The following is a 22,045-nucleotide window of genomic DNA, read 5'->3' as shown; positions in this document are numbered from 1 at the left end:
GTGGAGAGTGCCTCATGAGCATTAAGACGAAAATGACGTGGGCAGTATTCCTGTTGATTGCCTCTTTGGCAGCTGTCCTTACGCTTGCCTCTTACCATTATCTGGCCAATGTCATTAAAGAAGGCCTTTGCAGGCAACATGACGCTGTACTCGACGCCGCCTCACACCACCTCGACGAGGACATTTCACAGGTGCAAACCCTGCTTTTGCAGACGGCCCGTAAGATTAACCCTCACATGCTCCACCAGGAACCTTTACAAAGGGCTCTAGAAAACAGGTCCGCAGCTACCTTCTTCGATGGCGGAGTCGAGATCATCGATTCCAGCGGCCGGATCCTAGCCGCTATTCCCACAGGTAACGGGAAGGTGGGGACCCGGGTGCAGTCCCGGGACTACTTGGCCATGACGCTTGCAGATGGCAAACCGCATATCTCTGCTCCCTACCTCTCCGGAACTCCACAGCCGTACCCGACGGTCACTTTCAGCACCCCCATACTCCGACCAGACGGCAGCGTAGCTGGCATCCTGGCTGGGCACAAGAATCTAATGAAGGGAGGTCCCCTTGCTGGTTTCGCCCACCTCCAATTCGGCAAGAAAGACACTTTCTTCATATTGGGAACAAACAGGACCATCATCATGCACCCGGATCAGCGCCGGGTCATGGAGTATCTGCCGCCGGGAAAATCCCCTGGATTGGATAGCATCATTCTGCGAAACCGCAATATTTACAAAGCGCATGAAGACACCAACTCCAACGGCGAACGCGAGATCACAGCGGCAAGGCCGCTTAAATCTGCCGACTGGCTCGTGGTGAGCCAGTACCCCGCCTCAGAGATCCTCGCGCCGCTCGACGAACCTCGCTGGTTCTTCGCTGCTGCCTTTATCCTCACGATCGGGATAGCACGGGTTCTCCTCGGCTTCTTAGTCGGAAGCATCACCTCGCCGTTGCTGCGGTTGATCGACCATGTACAGACCCTTCCCTCGAAGACTGGCAAGGAGCGGGTGCTTGTAAATGAGAGCGGCGACGAGGTGGAATCGCTCACCCACGCGGTAAACGAAATGGTCGAGACCATGGACCGGAAGAAGGAGGCGCTCCTGAAAAGCCAGGAAGTTTACCACATCGTCGCCGATTTTACCTCTGAGCTCGCCATGCTGAGAAACCCGGACCAGTCTGTCCGCTACATTTCCGCCAACTGCTTGGCGCTCACAGGCTACACCGATCGTGAATTCATGGAGACGCCGGATCTCTTGGAGTCTATTGTCCATCCCTCCGACATATATGCCTGGCGCGCCCACAGCAGTGACTGCTGCCGGGATGAAGACCTCGTCGACCTCAACCTGCGTCTGGTGACGAAGCAGGGCGTGCCCCGCTGGTTCAACTACACCTGCCATGCGGTGACCTCCCCCGATGGGGGGGACTTGGGTGTCCGCGGCAGTTTCCGCGACATCTCTCATCGCGTCATGCTGGAGCAGCTGCTTTGCGAGCAGCGTGAATTTGCACGAAACCTGCTGGAAAGCACCTCCATCCCCTTGTTCGTGATAGACAGCGACCACAAGGTCATCGTCTGGAACCAGGCCTTGTCCGACCTCACCGGAATCGCTTCCTGCGACGTCATGGGAACACACCGGCATTGGCAGGCGTTCTACCACGAGCCACAACCGACACTGAGCGATCTTTTGGTCGACCGCGATCCCGAAGGGATCGAGGTCGTGGAAACGGGCTTTGAGCGCGTAATCGTGCAGCGGGGAAATTTGCAGGCTGAAAGGTGGTTTAATGGAATTAGCGGGGAACGACGCCAACTGCTGGTGAATGCCTCGCAGGTACTCCGTGATGGCAAGGTGGTCGCGGTGGTCGAGACCCTGCACGACATTACTGCGAGAACAGAGGCTGAGCAGTCGCTGCGTCTGCTGGCTCAGGCTGTGGAGCAGACGGCAAGCTCGATCCTCATCCACGACCTGAACGGGGAAATTATCTACGTCAACAACAAGTTCTGCCAAGCAACCGGCTACAGCAAGGAGGAGACCCTCGGCAACAACGTGATGATGTTAAAGATGGCGCCGGAGGTGTACGAAGAGATCTGCCGCATCACAAGGTCCGGCAAGCCCTGGCACGGGGAGTTGCAGAGCAGGCGCAAGGACGGCACCTCGTTTTGGGAAAGCGCCACTATCTCCCCTATCGCCGATGACAAAGGCGCCATCATCCACTACCTCGCGGTCAAGGAGGACATAACTGAGGCCAAAGAGGCGGAGCAGCGGCTCAAACAACAGCAGGACGAACTGCTGCAAAAGCACGAACAGCTCACGGAGCTGTTCCTCCAGGTTGAAAAGGGAAAACGGGAGTGGGAGCAGACCATGGACTGCATAGACGACATGGTCGTCCTGGTGGAAAAAGACGGCACCATCAGACGCTGCAACCGTGCTTTTATGAGCTTCGTGAGGTGCAGCTTCAACGACCTGCTCTCTTGCGACTGGCGCGTGCTGTTGAAAAAGGTCGGGCTCGACCTGGATGGGCGGGTGGACGGCGAGTTCTTGCACCAGCCGACCCAGCGCTGGCTGGCGCTCAATGCCTATACCTGGGACCAAGGGCAGGGAGAGGTGATTACTCTGCACGATCTGACCGAAGTAAAGGAGGTTTCACAACAGCTCGCGACGGCATACCAGGAACTAAAAGCCACTCACTCACAGCTTTTGCAGCAGGAGAAAATGGCCTCCATAGGGCAGCTCGCCGCAGGGGTCGCGCATGAGATAAACAACCCGGTGGGGTTCATATCGAGCAACCTGAGCACTCTCGGTAAATACCTGGAAAGGATCAGCAGCTTTGTGACGCTGCAGTCGGCGAAGTTGGTGCAATGCGCTTCAGCCGAGGTGTTGGTGGAACTGACGGAGGCAAGGCAGACGCTGAAAGTCGATTACATTCTGCGGGACGCGCCGGATCTGGTCGCGGAATCGATGGACGGAGCGGATCGGGTAAGGACGATTGTGCAGAACCTGAAGACCTTCTCCCGGGTCGACGACGCCGAAACCATGTACGTGAATCTCAATGACTGCCTGGAGAGCACCGTAACAATCGCCTGGAACGAGCTAAAGTACAAGACGACCCTGAACCGTGACTACGGCGAGCTTCCCCCCATCAAATGCTTCCCGCATCAGTTGAACCAGGTGTTCCTGAACCTCCTGGTCAATGCGGCTCATGCCATCGAGGTACAAGGCGAGGTGACCATCACCACCCGCTGCCTCGGAGAGACCGTCAAAGTGACGATCAGCGACACCGGCTGTGGTATCCCTGACGAGATCCAGAACCGGATCTTCGAGCCCTTCTTCACTACAAAGGAGGTCGGCAAGGGAACCGGCCTGGGGCTTTCCATCAGCTACGACATCATAAAGAAGCACGGTGGCAGTATCGAGGTAGAAAGCGCACCTGGAAAGGGAACTACATTCAGCGTTGTGCTGCCAGTGGAGGGAGCATAGGTATGGAAAGGGCTATCCGCATCCTGTGCGTCGATGACGAGAAGAACGTTCTTCGTTCCCTGGAGAGGATATTTCTGGATGACGATTACACCATCCTCACCGCCTCCTCGGGACAGGAAGGTCTTGAACTCCTCCACGAGGAAGAGCAGGTGCACGTTATCATTTCCGACTACCGAATGCCGGGGATGAACGGCGTCGAGTTTCTAAGGGCAGCGTTCGATCTCCACCCTGAGTGCATCAGGATCATCCTCTCAGGCTACGCCGACACAACGGCGGTAGTCGCGGCCATCAACGAGGGGAAGATCTACAAGTTCATTCCCAAGCCGTGGAACGACGATGAGCTAAGGGTAACGGTGAACAAGGCGATCGAACATTTCGAGGCCCAGCGCCGCAATCTGCAATTGGCCGAAGAGCTGCGCCTGAAGAACATGGAACTCAGAGAGGTTAACGCCAAGCTGGAGCGGCTGGTGGAAGAGCGCACCTTGGAACTGGCCCTGCAAGACAAGGCGCTGTTGCATGCCCGCAGAGTGCTCGATCAGCTTCCATTTGGGGTGGTAGGCGTGACCGGTGACGGAATCGTGTTGCAGATGAACCGGGAGGCCGCTCAGATTCTCGGGATCCTGCCGGATGAGGTGCTGGGTGAGCGGGCCGCCACGGCCCTGCCGGCGGAACTGTGCGCCGTGTTACAGGAGAATTGGGGGCAACGCGGCGGCAGGGATTTCGACATGGACGGGAAACGACTGCGGGTAGAAAGGCTCAGAACGACGGGCGAAGCGGAGGCGGGCGTGGTACTGACGCTTGTGAGGAACCAGTGACAGGAAAAGGTGAAGCGATGGCGACAGGTGAGGTTGGCGTTATTTCCAGGGTGCTTCTGGTGGACGACGAGGAGAACATCCTGCGCGCTATAGGAAGACTGCTCCTTGAGGAGGACGACCTCGAAGTGCTCACCGCAACTTGCGGGACGGAAGGGTTGGAGGTGCTCAAGCAGCATCCCGACGTGGCAGTGATACTGTCGGACCAGCGTATGCCGGGGATGCAGGGGGCAGAATTCCTGCACAAGGCTCGCGGCATCGCGCCGGACGCGGTTCGGATGGTGCTGACCGGGTACGCAGATATGGCCGCCACCATTGATGCCATCAACAAGGGCGGTGCCTCCCGCTACATCACGAAGCCGTGGGATGAAGGGATGCTGCGGCTTGCGATCATGGAGGGAGTGGAACAGTACCGGCTACTGCAGGAAAACCAACGGCTGACGGCCTTGGTGGAGCGGCAGAATGCGGAGCTATCTGAGTGGAACAGCAGCCTTAAAAGCCGCGTCATGGAGCAGACCGCGACCATCCGCCGACAGAACCAAGTGCTCAAGGAGAGGAGCGAGCAGATCAGCAAGGCCTTCCGCAACACCATAGTTGCCTTTTCCCGGCTCATCGAGCAACACTCAATCCGGTTGCAAAAGCACACCACCAACGTCACCGAACTCTCATTGCGGGTGGCTAAGGAGCTTCATCTCCCCCAGGAGCTGGTCGAGACACTGAGGAACGCAGCACTTCTGCACGATGTCGGGGCGATTGGGCTTCCTGGGGCGATACTGGCCAAATCGACCGACCTTTTGAGCAGCCAGGAGCGGGAGATCTTCATGCAGCACGCAGTGCGCGGACAAACGGCACTGGACGAGGTGGAAGAGCTCAGGGAGGCGGGGGTAATCGTCCGTCACCACCATGAGAACTACGACGGCACCGGCTTTCCTGACCGCCTTGCGGGGGAGCACATCCCGCTGGGATCGAGGATCATAGCCTTTGCCGATTTCATCGACCGGGAGCTGGCGGAAGACCAGGGCGAGGCGGCGGTTGCGGCGATGCTGGAGCGGGTAAAAAAAGAAATGGGGCACCGGCTCGACCCCGCCCTCTTCCCCTTTATCAAGCCGCACCTAAGCGAAGTCTATCCTCCCAGCCAGCAAATGCCCGCGACTGTCGAAAAGGAACTCCGCCCCCAGCAGCTCCTCGAGGGGATGGTGGTCACCCGCAACCTCTACACCGGTTCCGGCCTTTTGCTGCTAAGCAAGGGGACGAGGCTGGACGAATACCAGATCGCCAACCTGGCGCGCCACTACAAGATCGACCCCCCTGCTGGCGGGGTGTTCGTTGACTGGAAGGCGCAAGGAACGGAGGGCCCGAAGCTGCACCTGAAAGCAGCGGCGCGCAGCTTGAAAGCCGAGACGCGGCGCCATGCCGAGGCCGAGCGGGAGCTTTCGCCAGGGGATCTGGTCGAGGGAATGCAGATCACCCGCGACCTTTACAGCGGCACGGGGCTGCTGCTTCTTACCGTGGGGACGCTTCTCGATGCTGGCAAGATCGTCTCCTTGGCCCGTTACTATAGCATCGACCCCCCAGCCTGCGGGGTCTTCGTAAAAGATGACCCACGGTTCCGGGACGACCCATGATCGAGTACGACGAGAACGAAAAGCGGATGGTGCTGAAGCTGGTCTATTACGGCCCGGCCCTCTCCGGCAAAACCACGAACCTGCTGCAACTCCACGAGTGCCTCATTCGGCAGGGACGCGGCGAACTGATGCTGCTCGACACGACAGGAGACCGCACCATCTATTTCGACCTGCTCCCCTTCTTCCTGACCGCCCCAAGCGGACTGAGGATCAAAGTGAAGGTGTACACGGTACCGGGGCAGGTCTGTCACGACGCCACCAGGAAGGCGGTGCTGCAGCGAAGCGACGGGGTTGCCTTTATCGCCGACTCGAAGCTGAGCGAGTTGGAGAGCAACTTCGCCAGCTTCGACAACCTGGAGCGGAACCTGGCCCAGACCGGACTAGACATCGAAACAATTCCACTCGTGATCCAGTTCAACAAGCGAGACTTGCCGGATTGCCTTCCCGAGTCGGACATCATCCGTACCTGGCAGCCTACCGGTATACCGGTCTTGATGGCCAGCGCTATCGAGGGGGCCGGCGTGATCGAGACCTTTACCGCCTTGGTCGGCCTGGTCTTCGACCGTATAGATCAACGCTTCCGTCTTGCCGGGGAGCACGGCCTGTCCAAAGAGGAATTCGTGGCGAAGCTGACCACGGTGCAGGACGAACTTGAGGAGCCAAGATGACGGCGGACGGGCTGACCTATGTTGTCGGGGAGGAGAGGGACCTGCGCGACCTCCTCTGTAATGCCGACGTGCTGCCCCTTTTGCAAGGCGCTGTGTCTGCTGGCGCCGCCAACGCATGCTTGGTGGACCAAAAGGGGGAGGTGCTCTGGAAGGTGGACGTGCCCACGGAGGGGAGCGAGCAGGTTGCAGACCTTGCGCTCTTTCTGGAGGGGGAGCCGGTGGCTCGGGTTCAGGTGAGCGGGGAGCCGTCGCGGCAGGAACAGCTGCAGGCACTCGCGGAATTGCTTAGGGTCGCGCTGGATACGATGGTGAGAAACAACCTGAAACGCATGCTTACCACCGAGATCCACACCACAGTGGTGAAAAGGTCGTTCGAGGAACAGCTGTTGATCAACGCGGAGCTGTCGAAGTCCGAGGCGCGTTACCGCGAACTAGCGCAAAACCTGGAACTGCGCGTGAAAGAGCGGACCGAGGAACTCAAAAAAGCGCAGGTACACCTGTTCCAGCAAGAGAAGATGGCGGCCATAGGGCAGCTAGCCGCGGGGATCGCCCACGAGATCAACAACCCGCTCGGGTTCGTGATCTCTAACCTGCACACTTTGCAAAAGTACGTGGCTCGTTTCACTGTCATGCTGCAATTCTACCGCGAACGCCTGGAACTGGACCCTCCCATCCGGGTGCTCGTCGAGCAGGCCGACCAGAAGTGGCGGGAGCTGAAGCTGCAGCAGGTGGTGGCGGACGTCGGGGATCTGATGTCGCAGAGCGTGGGGGGAGCGGAGAGGGTCGCCCAAATTGTGGCGGACCTCAAGGGATTTTCCCACGTAGACGAGGCGGAGGAGATGCCGGTAGATCTGAACGTCGAACTGGAGCGGACCTTGAGCGTCCTGTCGCACCAGCTCCGCGACAAGGCTCAGATCGTCCGCGAGCTGCAGGCGCTTCCCGCGATCACCTGTCCGCCGCAATTGGCCAGTCAGATCTTCCTTAACCTGATCCAGAACGCACTGGTGCACTGCGGCCCGCATCCAACTATAACGGTGTCCAGTCGCTACGATGGAGAACACATCAGGGTGAGCGTCGCCGACGATGGTCCCGGCGTCCCCGAAGAGCTCCGCGACCAGATTTTCCATCCCTTCTTCACAACACGCCCGGTTGGCTCTGGGACCGGCATGGGGCTCGCCGTCGCATGGGAGGCTGCCCTACAGCTTAACGGCACCATCACCGTCACCGATGCTGCCGGAGGCGGCGCGGAGTTCGTAGTGACCATAGCCGTACCAAAAGGACCAGCCGATGTCGAAGTACTCTGACCTGTTTAAAGCGGCCGCCAGGCCGGGCGAAAGCGAGACGACGGCGGTGGAGTTCCCTGCCGATCAGGGCAAGTCTTCCCCCCCACGCGCCTTCGGAATCCTCTTCGTGGATGACGAACCTGGAGTGCTCTCCGCGATGCGGCGCATCTTCATGGAGGAGAACTACCGCCTCTTTACCGCGCCTGGAGGAGCCGAGGCTCTCGCCGTAATGGAGAAGGAACAGATAAGCCTCGTCGTCTCCGACCACCGGATGCCCCAGATGACAGGCTCCGAACTCCTGAAGACCGTGAAGGAGCGCTGGCCCCAGACCATCAGGATCATGCTCACCGGGTACGCCGACGTGAATTCGGTCATGGGTGCCGTCAAGGACGGCGCAGTCTACAAGTTCATCACTAAACCGTGGAACGACGACGACCTCCGGCTCACCGTGAGCCTCGCACTGCAACAGTATGTCCTGATGCAGGAAAACCGGTCCTTGAAGGAGCTGACCCGCTCCCAACAGCAGCGCATCAAGAACTACGCCACCCTCTTCGACGAGAACCGAGGCATGATGGGCAGCATCCTGCAGAAGGCAGGGTTGGTGAAGGTGAAGGATCTGGACCTAGCCTCGCGGGAAAAACTCCCTGGGGAGTTCCTGAGCGACACCCTGGCGCGGCTGGAAGTTGTGACCGAGGCGCAGACAGTGAAGGCGCTGCAGAGTGCCCTCAATATCGAGTACGTCGATCTTGTCGGCACCGAAATCGTGACGCAAGCCGTCAGGTTCCTGCCCCGTGATCTGTGCGAGCGTAACCGCATCGTCCCCATCAGGATGGTCGGGCGGCAGCTCACCCTGGCGATGGCGGACCCATCCGACATCTACAAGGTGGACAATATCTCTATGATGACCGGCCTTACAGTCACGCCGAAGCTTGCTTCGAGCACCCAGGTGATACAGCTCCTGCAGCGGGTCTACTCCGAGGAGGAGCTTGACCAGTCGCAGCTTACCTCTGATCTGGAACCGATCGACGAGATAGACATCGTCATCGAGGACGAAGAAAACGACGTCAGCATCCCTGAGCTGATCGGCTCTTCCGAGGTGCCGCCGGTGATCCGGATCGTGAACGCGATCATCTCCGAGGCCATTCGCTACCATGCAAGCGACATCCACATCGAGAGCAAGACCAAGTACACCCTGGTGCGCTACCGTATCGACGGTCTGCTGCACAATAAGATAAAGATCCCTTCAGATTTGCACGCAGCCATCATCTCCCGCGTCAAGATCCTTTCCAAAATGGACATCTCCGAAAGAAGAAAGCCACAGGACGGCAGGATCACGGTTAAGGCGGGGACCAGAATCGTTGACATGCGGGTGGCGTCGCTACCGACGCTGAACGGAGAGAAGGTCGTTTTGCGCATCCTGGACAAGAGCGCTGCGATAAAGGAGCTTTCCGAGCTGGGCGTTCTTCCGGACGACCTTAAGAAGATCAAGACCATGGTTAAGAAACCGCAGGGTGTTATCATCACGACCGGCCCCACCGGCAGTGGCAAGACCACTATGCTTTACTCCATTCTCGCCACCATGCTGGAGAGCAGCAAGAACTTCGAGACCATCGAGGAGCCGGTCGAGTATTTCGTCGAGGATGCAAATCAGGTCGCGGTGCGGGACAAGATCGGGCTCTCCTTCGCCAGCGTCCTGCGCGCGACGCTGCGGCAGGATCCGGACGTGATCCTTGTGGGAGAGATCCGGGATGCGGAGACGGCGGATGTAGCGTTCAAGGCGTCGCTCACCGGGCACATGGTCCTCTCCACACTTCACACCAACAGCGCCGTCGCCTCCATCACCAGGCTGATCGACATGGGGGTGAAGCCTTACATCATAGGCTCCGCGCTGGAAGGACTTTTCGCGCAACGGCTAGTGCGGCGGATCTGTCCAGACTGCGCGGTCCAGGTCCCCCCCGACCCCGACCTCCTGGAGCTGCTCAGGGTTCCTGCCGGTTTCCTGGGGGAGACTGTGACGCGCGGCAAGGGGTGCGAGCGATGCAACAAGAGCGGGTACTGTGGGCGCATCGGGATCTACGAACTCTTCACCATGAACGAGGATTTCCGCCACTTCATCAGCACCTCGTACAAGGAGACTGAACTCTTGGAGATGGCCAGGACAGGCGGAATGCGGACCCTGATTGAGGACGGGCTGGAAAAGGTACGCCTGGGTATGACGACGCTGGAGGAGCTTTTGCGGGTGATGGGACCGCAACTGGTATATCAGCGGCGCTGCGAAAGCTGCGATAGGGTTGTGGACGCTAAATTCCTATTCTGCCCTTTCTGTGGGACCTTCCGCCGCAACTTCTGCAAGAGCTGCAAGGTGCAGCTCGAAGCCGAATGGCTGAACTGCCCCCACTGCGGGATCGCCAAGGAGATTCATTAAGGAGATCGCATGGAAACAAAGGAAGCAAACGATATATTACTCGTGGACGACGAATCCAACGTCATCTCTGCCATCATGCGCGGGTTGGACGATGAGCCTTATCGTTTGACCGGGTCCACCGGAGGGAAAGAGGCGCTGCAACTGATGGAGAAACGGACATTCAAGGTGGTGATCTCGGACGAGAAGATGCCGGGAATGGATGGCGCCGAGTTCCTTTCCGTGGTTAAGCAGCTTTATCCCGAGACTGTGAGGATTATGTTGACCGGCCACGCCAGCGTGGAGGCTACCATGCGGGCGGTAAACAAGGGTGAGATTTACCGTTTCTTCACCAAACCCTGGAATGAAACTGAACTGAAGCTGGCCTTGAGAAGCGCGGTGGAGAAATACGACCTGGAATACGAGAACCGGCGTCTGCTCCGCACCGTGGAGCACCAGTCCCAAGAACTGAGGTTCCTGGAGCTGAACTACCCAGGCATCTCCGAGCTAAGAAGGGATCAGGACGGAGGGATAGTGATCGACACGGAAGTCACAGAGGAGGAGATCCAGAACATCATCGCCAGCTGCAACGTTGACCGCTAATGGGGATCAGGCTACGCGGTCTCGCCCTGCGCTCTTGGCGGCATAGAGTCTTTCGTCCGCCCGCTTGAGAACCTTGATCAGGTCGGTGTCATCATCTTTGACGGCGGCGGTTCCCAAGCTCGCGGTGAGGGTGATTTCCCTCTCCTCGAACAGGTACGGCTCTTCCCGAAGCAGCGCCCAAATTTTTTGCCCGACGACCCGCGTCTGCTCGAGATTAGAGCCCGGGAGCATCACCAGGAACTCCTCGCCTCCGAAGCGTCCGATTGAATCGTAGCTTCGGAGGGAGCGCATGATCCTTGCCGCGAACTGCTGCAGCATGACATCCCCCGCCAGATGGCCGTAGTTGTCGTTTATTTCCTTGAATCGGTCTATGTCGATCATGATGAAGCCGAGATTCGCGTCCGAGAGCCCCTTCCCCTTCCTGCGGGAGGTGCGGGCGAACTCCCTGCAGGCCAGTAGCTCGATCTGCCTCTTGTTGAAGGTCCCGGTGAGGGCATCGGTTATGCTCTGCTTCCTCAGCACCTCCTGAATTTCCTTGATCTCCCGGGTCCCCCTGCGAATGAGGAAGAAAGAGATACCGAACACGACGACCAAAATGCCCGCCAAGGCGCCGAGCGCCAATACCGCTGTATTTGAAGTATCCTCGCGGTACTTTGTGACGTCGATGTAGATCTCGAAGCTCCCGATAACCTGGCCGTTATCCCAGATCGGGATGTAGGTTTCCACCACGTCGACGTTGAACTTCAACTCGGAGGCCAGGTCCTTCATCTCTTCCTTCCTCTCCAGCTTCGAATCGCAGAGCCCTTTCAACGCATGGTTCAGCCGGACGTTTTGATTGTCTACCTTACCGAGAAGGCTTGCCTCGGTGCTGTAGACGATCCTGCTGTCGGCGGCGTAGATCTTGATCTTGACGATGTCGAAGGGGGCGAGGAACTTCCTGAAATGCCGGTCCATCTCCGGCAGGCCAGCCGCAGCGACGGCGACTTTCAGGCTGCCGTCTGGCTGCCTGGTGGTAAGGCGCCCCCGCTCGGTGGCTAGGAGGGCGCTGCTTACGTTTATGGCGTCTTCTTCGGAGTTGCGGATCACGTGGTGCTGCAGCACCTCGACGAAAACAAGGCCAGTCACCGAGATTATGACGACGGTGGATATCAGCGCGATCACCACGAAGAGGCGCAGTAGGGAGTCGGGATTTTTCTCAGGATTACCGATGGGGGATATGCGGAGTTGCTCCACGAACCTCTCCTTGTTTTTTGCCTGGGATCTCTCTACGCCTAGGAACGGGCAAATAGAGCGCCGCCTGGAAAACGATACTGAGATTGATGTGAGACATGATGAAGAAATAGTGCTCTACGGCGGCACCTTGCGTCGGTTCGCGCCACGTGCGACCCTACGCTAGACATGATGGCTATTTTTTCGGATCAATGCGGCTCGAACTTTAGCGGTTAAAACCTTCCTGCTCTGATCACGACTTGGACATATAGCCAAGCACCTTCTCTAGCGACTTCTTTGACGACTTTTTCCCCGACGGAATTTAGCACTGCAACTTTCCGCTAAAGATACCTGGTTGAATGACGATTGTTATATGAAAGAGCAGACCCATTAGAGTGTATGCGAGGCTATGTTCCCATCTCCTGAATTACTATTACATCTATCTCCTTACGTACTCTTGACGCCATCATGCCAGACGATTCGGAAGGCATCCTGGCGTGGTTCGCTGCGCCACATGCAGGAAAGAGTGCTGCTATCGCCAAGGGAATGGCACCGATGACGCTGTTGCTGGAAATCATGGAGTTGGTGGCGACACGTACTGGTCTGAACTTTCGGGACCGGGACCAGGCTGTCTTCCGGAATAAGGTACAGGAAAGGATCGTGAGGTATCGCGGCTCTGCGTGGGACTACTATGAGCTGCTCCAGGACGAAACACGGGAGAGCGCACGCGAGTGGCGCGTCCTGGCGGCGCTGCTGACCACCGGAGAATCGTATTTTTTCAGGGATAAGGCCCAGTTCGCCCTGTTGAAAAATCGCATCCTTCCGGAACTCATCAAAAGGAGCAGACAGCGCCGGCTGCGCATCTGGAGCGCGGGTTGCTCTTCGGGAGAGGAGCCGTACTCCCTCGCCGTCATCGTGAAGGAACTGCTACCTGCCCAGGGCAATTGGCAGATCCAGATCATCGGCACGGACATAAATAACAAGGTCATTGAGCAGGCTGAAAAAGGTATCTACACGGAGTGGTCCTTCCGTCAGACCGAGCAGCAACTACGCAGCAGGTTCTTCTCCAAGAGGGAAGGATGCTGGGAAATCGATCCAGATATCAGGAGCATGGTCGCCTTCCGCTGCTGTAACCTCGTGCAGGACACCTTCCCCGACCCCTCTCTGGATCTCCGCAACATGGACCTCATCGTGTGCCGGAACGTCTTCATTTACTTTCATCCGGAGGCGGTCGGCCAAGTGGTGACAAAATTCACCGACACCCTCACCGAAGGGGGATTTTTGCTGACCGGTCACGGGGAACTACATCTGCAGTCGCTGCACCGGCTGAAATCGCGGATGATCGACGATCAGATAATCCTTCAGAAGGTCTCTGAACTGACCTCGGCTGTTTCCCCGCCTGTAATCAGCACGATGCCCCTTCCGGCGCACCCTCTTTCCCGAATACGTTCCGCAGGAACCAAAAAGGAGCTACGGCTGAACCCCGCAGCAGCCTCGACAAAGAACACTTTTTCCGGTCATGCGGCAAAGCCCGCGTCGGCCGACGTTCTGCCGCATGACCTGGAGACGTGTCTGGAGCAGGCCAGAAGTTGCGCAGACCAGGGGAAATACCACGATGCCGCCAGGATGTGTCGCAGTGTCATCAAGTCCCATACCCTCTCTCCTCTCCCGTATTTTCTGCTGGCGCAGATATCTGAGGCAAACGGAGATGGTGGGAGCGCAAAACAATGCCTCAAAAAAGCCATCTATCTCGAACCCAGCCTAGTCGCTCCCCACTTGGAGCTGGGTGAGATATACCTGAGCGAGAAGAACTATGGACTGGCGGCCAAGTCCATCCAGTCCGCTCGCGAACTCCTGAAGGGAATGCCCCCCGGGAGTTTCATCCCGCTCTACCGCGACACAAAAGCCCTGGAACTGCTCCGGCACGCCGATGACCTCTTGGCTGGCCTAAGCAAGAAGGAGAAAATCAGTGCAGACCGTACCTGACCAGTACCTGGTGTTCACGCTGCGCGATTCACTGTACGCTTTCGACGCCCGGGTGGTGAACGCCACCTTTCGACTCCCAGAGATAACCCCAGTGGAGGAGCAGCCTCACGTCGCGGGCGTCATTAACCTGGGCGGGAAAATCATCCCGGTGCTTGATCTCGATCTTCTCTTCGGGCGAGCCCCGCAGCGTCACAGTTCCGATGAAGCGATGGTGGTCATCCACGTGAACGGGAACATCGTCGGAATCGTGGTGAACGACGTGAGGGACGTCATCGCGATACGGCCGGATCAGGTCGAAGAGGTAGCCTCCGCCCCCGCCGGACGGCGCGTGGTCTCCTCGCGCGCCAAGGTTCGGGAAGAAATCGTCATGATTCTCGACCCGGAGAGCGTCATAGCCTTCACAGCCCGAGGGAGCGGTGCCGAGTTCACAGGTTACCCATCGGATTTCAACTGCGCCTTGCCCTGTGCACCCCCGCAGACGGAGGAGGCCCCGGACCGTGAACAGGCGGTGCTGCACCGTCGCAGCCTGGAACTGATGATGGCAGCAGAGGGGGAGGATCCACCAGGCAAGGAGCAGGTGGCTGTGGTTTCCCTCGGTGGGGAGTATTTCGGTTTTCACCTAGAGTCGGTGCGGGAATTTTCGACCGTCACAAACCTCACCCCTCTCCCCAACTGCCCGGACCACGTGGTCGGCAACATGAACCTGCGTGGCAGCATCCTACTGGTGGTAGACATCCGGGGGGTGCTCCAGATGCCGCCGGGGCGGCTAACTCGCGAGTCAAAGGTTGTGGTCGCCTCGGTCGGGGATATCGAGGTCGGCATAGCCGTGGACGACATCATCGATATCGTCAGGTTTTCTGCTTCCGATCTCTCGCCGCTACCTGCATCGGTGCATCCCGCGATGGAGCGGCTGGCCCTCGGTCCCTGCCTCTATGAAGAAAGTGCGGTGACTGTTCTGAACCTCCCTGAGATCCTCAAGGAGGAACGTCTGGCGGTGGGCGGCGCCTGCTGAACTGATATCCACATAACCTGACGGATACCGATCCGCCCAACAAGGAGGGGTAAGATGTTCAAGAACTTGCGGTTGAAGTACAGCATCCTATTGGGGTACACCATCCCGCTGCTGCTGATGCTGGCCGTCTCGATCATGGTGTATGCGAGCATTAAAAAGGTGCAGGAGCAATCGCGCGTCGTCGCTGCGAAGAACCAGAGTGTCGAGGCTTTCGATCACTTCGTGCAGAATCTGTCGGAGATGCAGAGCACGTCGCGAGCGTACCTATTGTATAAAAACGAGGGATCACTCAAGGAGTTCGAGGAGGAGGTTCAACGCTACGGCGCCCTTGCCGATGCCCTGAAAAGATTGGTGATGGACAGTAAGGAAAGGGAGATCTTGCATAAGATCCTCGACACCGCCAACAGTTACCGGGAGAATGCAATCGGGCTGGTGGCCCTGGGAAAACAGGGGAGAACCCAGGAGGTGAATGAGCGTTATCAAAGAGGGGAGACTAAGAGCCTCTTGGCAGAGCTGCACAGGCTGATCGATGACTTCCAGGAGAGGGAAAACCAAGTCAAGGAGCATAGCGAGCAGATGGCCCAGGACGCCATGAAAACGCTAGTTTACGTCCTCGTCCTGGGTGTTCTGGCTGCTCTGGCCGTTGCGCTGGCGACCGGGATCTGGATCGCTTCCCGGATCAGCCAGTTCATCAAGGAGGCGGTCAGCTCTGCGTCGTCCACGTCCACGGAGATAGCGGCAACCGTCACCCAGCAGGAGGCCACGGCCAACAAGCAGGCGGCCATGGTGAACGAGACCACGGCTACCATGGAGGAGATGTCGGTATCGGCGCAGCAGTCAGCTCAGCAGGCGGCGACCGCAGCGGAGATGGCGAAGGAGGCGAGCACCCTTGCGGAGGAAGGGACCGAGGCGGTACGCGAGGTAATTGAGGCGATGGAGAGCCTTAAGATGAAGGTAGGTATCATCGCCGAACAGATACTTTCCCTGAGCGAGCAGACTGGGCAGATAGGAATCATCGCGGAGTTGTTGAAGGATCTCTCGGTGCAGATCAATATGCTCGCGCTGAACGCTGCGGTCGAGGCAGCTCGTGCCGGCGAGCACGGCAAAGGGTTCGCCGTGGTGGCGGTGGAGGTGCGCAAGCTCTCCGTTGAGAGCAAGAAGTCGGCGGAACAGGCCAAAAACATAGTCCTAGGCATTCAGAAGGCAACCGACACGACCATCATGAAGACCGAGGAGGGGACCAGGAACATAGAAAGCGTCACGGAGATCGCCCAAAGAGTCAGCGACCTCTTTGACAGGCTTTTCGGCTCCACCGGCCTCGCCTATCAAAACGCGCAGCAGGTTGTGCTCAACGTCAGGGAGCAGTCCACCGCCATAACGCAGGTCGGCGAGGCCGCCAACAGCATCAATGCGGGTGCCAGGGAGACGGCTGCCGGGATAACGCAGACGAAGATCGGGATCGAAAACCTAAACGAGGCCACGGCGAAGCTTATGCGCCTTGTGTGACCGGCAGGCCTCTTGGGGAGCATCCGATGATTGAAGACCTTGAAATGCGTGAGCTGTTCAGGATCGAGAGCGGGGAGCATCTGCAACTCCTGGAAGAGGGGCTGTTGCACCTGGAGAAAACGCCGCAGACCGTGGCCATCATAGAGGAACTGTTCCGCGAAGCCCACAGTCTCAAGGGGGCGAGCCGCATGCTTGCGCTGGAAGATATCGAAACGGTCGCACACCGCTTCGAGGACCTTCTAGGAGAGGCAAAAAGCGGCAGGAGAAAACTGACGCAGCAAGCGATAAACGTGATGTACCGCTGCGTCGACTCCATGGCAAGGCTGGCGGAGGAGGCAGTTTCCGGTGAAAAGTCTGGCGTCGAAGTCGGTGAGATCCTAGCCGCTCTGGAGCTGCAGGAAACCCAAGAAGATGCTGAGAAAGCTCGCGAGGAGGGAGACTCTGAAGAGAGCGCAGAAGAACCCGAAGGAGAAGAGGACCCTTCCAGCTGCGGTGCGGACGTTGAGCCGGCCCCCGCGGCTGGGGCGATAGCTGCTGTGTCCCCTTGTCTTCACCTGCCCGCCTCCGCGCGGCTGGACTCGTTTTCCATCGATACCATCCGCGTGGAGACGCGGAAACTGGATCAACTGATGACCCTGGCTGGCGAGCTCACCGTGGCAAAACATCGCGTGGCGCGCCGCTGCACCGACATGGACGGACTTGCGGACGCCTGGGAGAGAATCGCTACGACCCTGTGCTTGAAGGCACGGCGGGACACAGAGCTGGAACAGTGGACATCGGAGTTTTCAACTCTCCTCGACCAAGTTAAGCGCTCAACATCTGATGACAACTCACGGCTGGAAACCGTGAGCGGGGCAATCGAGGAGGCAATCCTGGAGGTGCGCCTGCTGCCGCTTTCCACCATCTTCAACAGTCTGCCGCGCATGGTGCGGGACCTTTCCCTGGAGCAGGGGAAAACGGTGCAGACGATTGTCGAGGGAGGGGAAACCTGCGCCGACAAGCGAGTCCTGGAGGAGCTGAAGTCTCCGCTGATCCACATCGTCAGGAACGCGGTCGACCACGGCTTTGAGCTCCCCGCGGAGAGGGCGGAGTTTGGCAAGCCTCGTAACGGAACAATCTCCATCAGGGCTTATCGAACCGCCGAGAACATCGTAGTGGAGGTGCAGGACGATGGACGCGGCTTGGACCTGGAAGCAGTCAGGCGCGCCGCCCGCAAAAGCGGCAGGAGAGAGGAGGAACTTGCCGACATGACTGACGACCAGTTGCGCGGCCTCATCTTCGCCTCAGGTTTCTCGACCAGCCCCTTTATCTCCGATCTCTCCGGTAGAGGGGTGGGGCTCGATGTCGTGCATACCAACGTGGAGCGCCTCAAGGGGACGGTGACGGTGGAATCGACCCCGGGGAACGGATGCACTCTTAAGATTGCTCTCCCGCTGACTCTTGCTACCGGCCGAGTGCTCATCGTCGCCGCCCGTGGAGTGAGCTACGCGCTGCCGGTTGAGTACGTGCGCAAGTCCTACCAGCTTGACCTGGGCTCGATTTTCAGCATCGACGGGCGCGACGCGGTGCACTCCGAGGGGCAGACGGTCGCCGTGGCACGCCTTTCCGACCTGCTCAGCTTTGCCCGCACCGATTTCCTCCATGAGGCCCCGTTACCCGAAGAGGAAGGCGCGGGCGAGGCGAAGAGCCCCTGTCTCATCATCAACAGCGGGGGCGGGAGGCGTTTCGCACTGTTGGTCGACGAACTCTTGGACGAGCAGGAGATCGTGCTGAAGCCGCAAAGCTCGCTTTTGAAGCACATCCCAGGGATTTCCGGCGCTACCATCTTGGGGAGCGGCGATGTCTGTATGATACTCAACCCTCCTGAGCTGGGGGCAGCGTTGCGGCAGGACGGGCTTGCACAGACGGCGGTGGCAGAGCATGAGCGGAAGAAGACGGTCCTGGTCGCCGAGGACAGCCTGACCACTAGGACGCAGATGAAACGTATCCTGGAAGGTTTCGGTTACGAAGTGACAACTGCGGTAGACGGTCTGGACGCACTCGCCAAGCTCGGGAGCGGCAGTTTCGACGCGCTGGTAAGCGACATCACCATGCCCAACATGGATGGACTTGCCCTGACCCAGAAGGTAAGGCAGAATCGGAAATACGGCGAACTCCCGATCATCCTGGTTACCATGCTCTCCAAAGACGAGGACAAGCGACGGGGGATGGAGGCTGGTGCCAACGCCTACATCACTAAGCCGGCATTCGACCAGAAACTGCTCTTTGAGACCATGAGGAGGCTCATCTGACATGCCCATAAAAGTGCTCATAGTTGACGACTCCCCCATTGCGGTCGCGCTGGTGAAGCGGGCACTCTACTCAGTCCCCGACATCCTTGTGGTCGGCACCGCGCAAAACGGCAGGGACGCGTTAAAGTTGATACCTGCGCTGAAGCCGGACGTGGTATGCACCGACCTGCACATGCCGGTGCTGAACGGGTTGGAACTTACCCGGCAGATCATGGCGCTTTTCCCGCGGCCAGTGCTGGTGCTCAGCGTCTCAACTGAAGAAGGGTCGCTGGACGCCTTCAACATGATGGAGGCTGGGGCGCTCGATGTGGTGGCCAAGCCGCGCGTATCCAGCGACGCGGAATTCTTGAGGATACGGGATGAGCTGGTTGCGAAGGTCCGCATCCTGTCGGGGGTGCGGGTCTTTCGCAAATACCGGAAGTACGAGGAGTCCGGAGGGGCGCGAGCCCCAGTTGCCAATGCGAAGCCGCCACGGTTGAGGCTAGTGGTGATAGGCGCCTCCACCGGAGGCCCCCAGGCACTTCAGCTCATCCTTTCTCGGCTCCCAGCAGATTTTCCGGCGCCAGTCGTCTGCGTGCAGCATATAAGTCTCGGTTTCCAGGAAGGGCTTATGCAGTGGCTGTCGGGTAGCTGCGCGCTGCGGATCAAGACGGCACGCGAAGGCGACGTTCCCGTGCCAGGGACCGTTTGCTTCCCGCCGGAAGGTATGCACCTAGAGTTCCAGAAAAACGGCAGCTATCTCATCTCGTCCCGCCCACCCTGCAACGGCCATCGCCCTTCAGTATCCACGACCATGTCCTCAGCAGCGCAACGCTACGGCAACGCTGCTGCGGGGGTGCTTTTGACCGGAATGGGCGACGATGGCGCACAGGGGATGCTGGACCTGTACCAGGCTGGTGCCCTCACCATCGCACAGGACCAGGGAAGCAGCGTCGTGTTCGGTATGCCCAAGCAGGCGATCGAACTGGGCGCGGCAAGACTGATTCTGCCTCTTGAGGGGATTGCCGCCCATTTGGTTCACCAACTTTAGTTCAAAGTGAAGGGTAAAATCATGAATCTCGCAAACGGAAAAGAAATGGACGATAAAATGGGGATTTCCATCCTTGTGGTCGAAGATAGTGCCATCCAGGCCGAAATTTTAAAGCGCATGCTGGTGCGAGAGGGGTACAAAGTCAGCGTGGCCCGAAACGGCGCAGAAGGGCTAGTGCGGATGCAGGAGTCGCCCCCGGCGCTGGTGTTGTCAGACGTCGTGATGCCGGTTATGGACGGATACGAGATGTGCCGGGCGATCAAGGACACGGAGCGGTTCAGAAGAATCCCTGTCGTGCTCCTGACGCAGCTCTATGAATCCGAGGAGATACTGCGCGGACTTCAATCCGGCGCCGACGCCTATATGCTTAAGGCCGTGAGCGAGGACTTGATCCTCACTAAGGTCAGGTCGCTGACAGAGAACCCTTTTCAATTCGCTTCATTCGATTACCAGGGGACCCTGTACGATGCTAGCTCGGAGCGTGCGCAGACGCTGAGTTTTTTGATGTCAACCTATGAAAGCGCCATTTGGCAGAGCCAGGAGCTGACCAGGGCGCAGGGGGAGCTGAGGTCCCTGACCGAGCTCATGGAGGTAAAGGTAAAGGAAAGGACAAAAAGTCTTACCGACCAAATCGAGGAGCGGAAACGCACCGAGGAGGAACTTCGCTGCAGCGAAGAGAAGTTCGAGTACCTCTTCGCTAACTCCGTGATGGCCAAGGTCATCACCTTCCCCGACGGGAGGATGGAGGTGAACACCGCCTTCAGCGATATGCTCGGTTATGCGCTGGAGGAACTTGAGCAGCGCACTTGGCAAGAAATCATGCATCCCGAGGAGATCATGCGCTACCAGAATGCCATGGAAGACATGACGCGAGGCGCGCTGAAGTCGGCGCGCTTGACCAGCAGGTACCTCCACCGCACGGGGAAGACGCTGTGGGTAAACGTGGGGCTCGCACTGCGGCTGAATGAGCAGGAAACACCGCTTTATTTCTTCTCCGATATCGACGACATCACCCAAAAACGGTAGGCTGAGAAAGAACTTCTGATGTACGGCTAGCACCTGGAAGAGCAGGTGACGATGCGGACCGCAGAGCTGGAATATTTGCTTACCTAGCTGTGGATTGGCTTCGGATTTTGACTAAGTGTACAATTGCATGAAGGAACAGTATGGTGGCCGCCAGACAGTCAGCATGTCCGGTTTATCATTCGCTCCTTTGTCGCCTGGGGAGGCTCAGTGATGTCAAGACAAAAGGGTGCTATGAGAAAGCAGCTCTATTTGCTATTTCTGACACAGAGTCAGCTGTCCTCATGGTGGAGTCTGCACGTGAAGTAAAGCCAGCAAGCAGTCTTGCTGAGTGTCCGCTTGAGTGAGTCAGTTTTTTTGGCGCCAAATATATGGCGTCAATTCGGCTGTTATTGCCTTGGAGGACCAGTAGCAGTCTCTGTTAACGATTATATATTTGGGCGGGCTATTAATTGCCCTTATATCGCCTCTCTCAACTGGCCCGTACTTTGCTAAAGAAAACTCTATGGCGTGCAGCAGGAGTGTGTTTGCATTCCTAGGTCTTTTGTCTTTTAATAAAAAGGGGACAGCATGGGTTTTCGGGTTGAGCGGCATGAATATGCAGTGGCCATAGCTGCAATGGTTGAACTGGCTCAGATGAACTGTGGCGGGAGTAGGGTGGCAGCGCAGGTGTTGCTGTCGGCCTATAATGGTGACGATTATCAGTTGGATGTTACTGACATACACGTGCTCAGCAGGGATAATCATGATTATGCGATGGCGGTTATCTCCCTATTCCACACAACAGCTCATCCGGCCGAGCCGAGCAGGTGTTGCGGGCCTGCGCACTGAAACAGATCCGCGCCCTCTCTTACGAAGAACTTTCTTTCCATCTCGAGGACTCCAACTCTTTCCGAGCCTTCGCCCGTCTGGAGATGGGGCAGTATCCGTCGTCATCGACTCTTCAGGAGAACATCAAACCCATTTCGGAAGAGACTTGGGAAGCCATCCACATCTGCCTGATGCGGTATGCGCAGAAGCTGGGCATAGAGAACGGCCGCAAGATGCGTGTCGATTCGACCGCCATCGAAACCGATGTGCACGATCCCACTGACGCCTCTCTTCTTTGGGATGGCATGAGAATCATCAC

15 protein-coding genes and 1 pseudogene are annotated in these 22,045 nt (G+C 58.2%); 15 read left to right on the top strand and 1 reads right to left on the bottom strand.

Annotation, left to right across the window (positions count from 1 at the left end):
- Window positions 1–236 precede the first annotated feature (236 nt).
- From K419_RS0116830 to K419_RS0116800, 7 genes are read left to right on the top strand one after another with little or no spacing between them, the layout of a single operon-like run.
- The gene (locus K419_RS0116830) at window positions 237–3,467 is read left to right on the top strand and encodes a PAS domain S-box protein (protein WP_226377723.1); all 3,231 of its coding nucleotides are present in this window, start codon (window positions 237–239) and stop codon (window positions 3,465–3,467) included.
- Window positions 3,468–3,469: 2 nt separating this feature from the next.
- Window positions 3,470–4,282, top strand: a complete 813-nt coding sequence (locus tag K419_RS0116825) for a response regulator (RefSeq protein ID WP_026842590.1) — start codon at window positions 3,470–3,472, stop codon at window positions 4,280–4,282.
- A 17-nt stretch (window positions 4,283–4,299) separates the two neighbouring features.
- Complete coding sequence (locus K419_RS0116820; protein ID WP_026842589.1) at window positions 4,300–5,904, top strand: HD domain-containing phosphohydrolase; 1,605 nt, start codon at window positions 4,300–4,302, stop codon at window positions 5,902–5,904.
- Window positions 5,901–6,572, top strand: coding sequence for a GTP-binding protein (locus K419_RS0116815; protein WP_026842588.1), 672 nt, complete (start codon window positions 5,901–5,903; stop codon window positions 6,570–6,572). Before K419_RS0116820 ends, K419_RS0116815 begins: the two co-directional genes overlap by 4 nt.
- The gene (locus K419_RS0116810; RefSeq protein ID WP_026842587.1) at window positions 6,569–7,876 is read left to right on the top strand and encodes a sensor histidine kinase; all 1,308 of its coding nucleotides are present in this window, start codon (window positions 6,569–6,571) and stop codon (window positions 7,874–7,876) included. The genes K419_RS0116815 and K419_RS0116810 overlap by 4 nt, the downstream gene beginning before the upstream one ends.
- Entirely contained in the window at window positions 7,860–10,280 is a 2,421-nt protein-coding gene (locus tag K419_RS0116805) for an ATPase, T2SS/T4P/T4SS family (protein WP_026842586.1), read from the top strand. Before K419_RS0116810 ends, K419_RS0116805 begins: the two co-directional genes overlap by 17 nt.
- Before the next feature lie 9 nt (window positions 10,281–10,289).
- Window positions 10,290–10,859 carry a response regulator gene (locus tag K419_RS0116800; protein ID WP_026842585.1) on the top strand — a complete coding sequence of 190 codons (570 nt, stop codon included), beginning with the start codon at window positions 10,290–10,292 and terminating at the stop codon, window positions 10,857–10,859.
- Window positions 10,860–10,865: 6 nt separating this feature from the next.
- Here the strand turns inward: K419_RS0116800 and K419_RS0116795 are convergent, their stop codons facing one another.
- Window positions 10,866–12,092 (bottom strand): GGDEF domain-containing protein, encoded by a 1,227-nt coding sequence (locus K419_RS0116795; RefSeq protein ID WP_026842584.1) that lies wholly within the window; start codon window positions 12,090–12,092, stop codon window positions 10,866–10,868.
- A 444-nt stretch (window positions 12,093–12,536) separates the two neighbouring features.
- Here K419_RS0116795 and K419_RS0116790 point away from each other — a divergent pair, with 444 nt between their 5' ends.
- The 8 genes and pseudogenes from K419_RS0116790 to K419_RS22240 all read left to right on the top strand — a co-directional run.
- Window positions 12,537–14,054, top strand: coding sequence for a CheR family methyltransferase (locus K419_RS0116790; RefSeq protein ID WP_226377722.1), 1,518 nt, complete (start codon window positions 12,537–12,539; stop codon window positions 14,052–14,054).
- Complete coding sequence (locus K419_RS0116785; protein WP_026842582.1) at window positions 14,038–15,066, top strand: chemotaxis protein CheW; 1,029 nt, start codon at window positions 14,038–14,040, stop codon at window positions 15,064–15,066. The genes K419_RS0116790 and K419_RS0116785 overlap by 17 nt, the downstream gene beginning before the upstream one ends.
- Window positions 15,067–15,120: 54 nt before the next feature.
- Window positions 15,121–16,572: a HAMP domain-containing methyl-accepting chemotaxis protein gene (locus tag K419_RS0116780; protein WP_026842581.1), complete on the top strand. Its 1,452-nt coding sequence runs from the start codon at window positions 15,121–15,123 to the stop codon at window positions 16,570–16,572.
- 26 nt (window positions 16,573–16,598) lie between these two features.
- Window positions 16,599–18,863 (top strand): hybrid sensor histidine kinase/response regulator, encoded by a 2,265-nt coding sequence (locus K419_RS0116775; protein ID WP_026842580.1) that lies wholly within the window; start codon window positions 16,599–16,601, stop codon window positions 18,861–18,863.
- 1 nt (window position 18,864) lies between these two features.
- Window positions 18,865–19,893, top strand: a complete 1,029-nt coding sequence (cheB, locus tag K419_RS0116770; RefSeq protein ID WP_026842579.1) for a chemotaxis-specific protein-glutamate methyltransferase CheB — start codon at window positions 18,865–18,867, stop codon at window positions 19,891–19,893.
- A 21-nt stretch (window positions 19,894–19,914) separates the two neighbouring features.
- Window positions 19,915–20,919 carry a response regulator gene (locus K419_RS22835; RefSeq protein WP_051293076.1) on the top strand — a complete coding sequence of 335 codons (1,005 nt, stop codon included), beginning with the start codon at window positions 19,915–19,917 and terminating at the stop codon, window positions 20,917–20,919.
- A gap of 567 nt (window positions 20,920–21,486) precedes the next feature.
- Window positions 21,487–21,747, top strand: coding sequence for a DUF7673 family protein (locus K419_RS24505; RefSeq protein WP_051293074.1), 261 nt, complete (start codon window positions 21,487–21,489; stop codon window positions 21,745–21,747).
- Window positions 21,717–22,045: pseudogene (locus K419_RS22240) on the top strand (transposase); the annotation flags it as partial. The gene K419_RS24505 and the pseudogene K419_RS22240, both read left to right, overlap by 31 nt.

This window comes from Citrifermentans bremense R1, from assembly GCF_000426865.1.
In the GTDB taxonomy this organism is placed as follows: Bacteria; Desulfobacterota; Desulfuromonadia; order Geobacterales; family Geobacteraceae; genus Geomonas; species Geomonas bremensis.
Note: the sequence above shows the minus strand (reverse complement) of the source record. Positions and strands in the feature narration are given on the sequence as shown.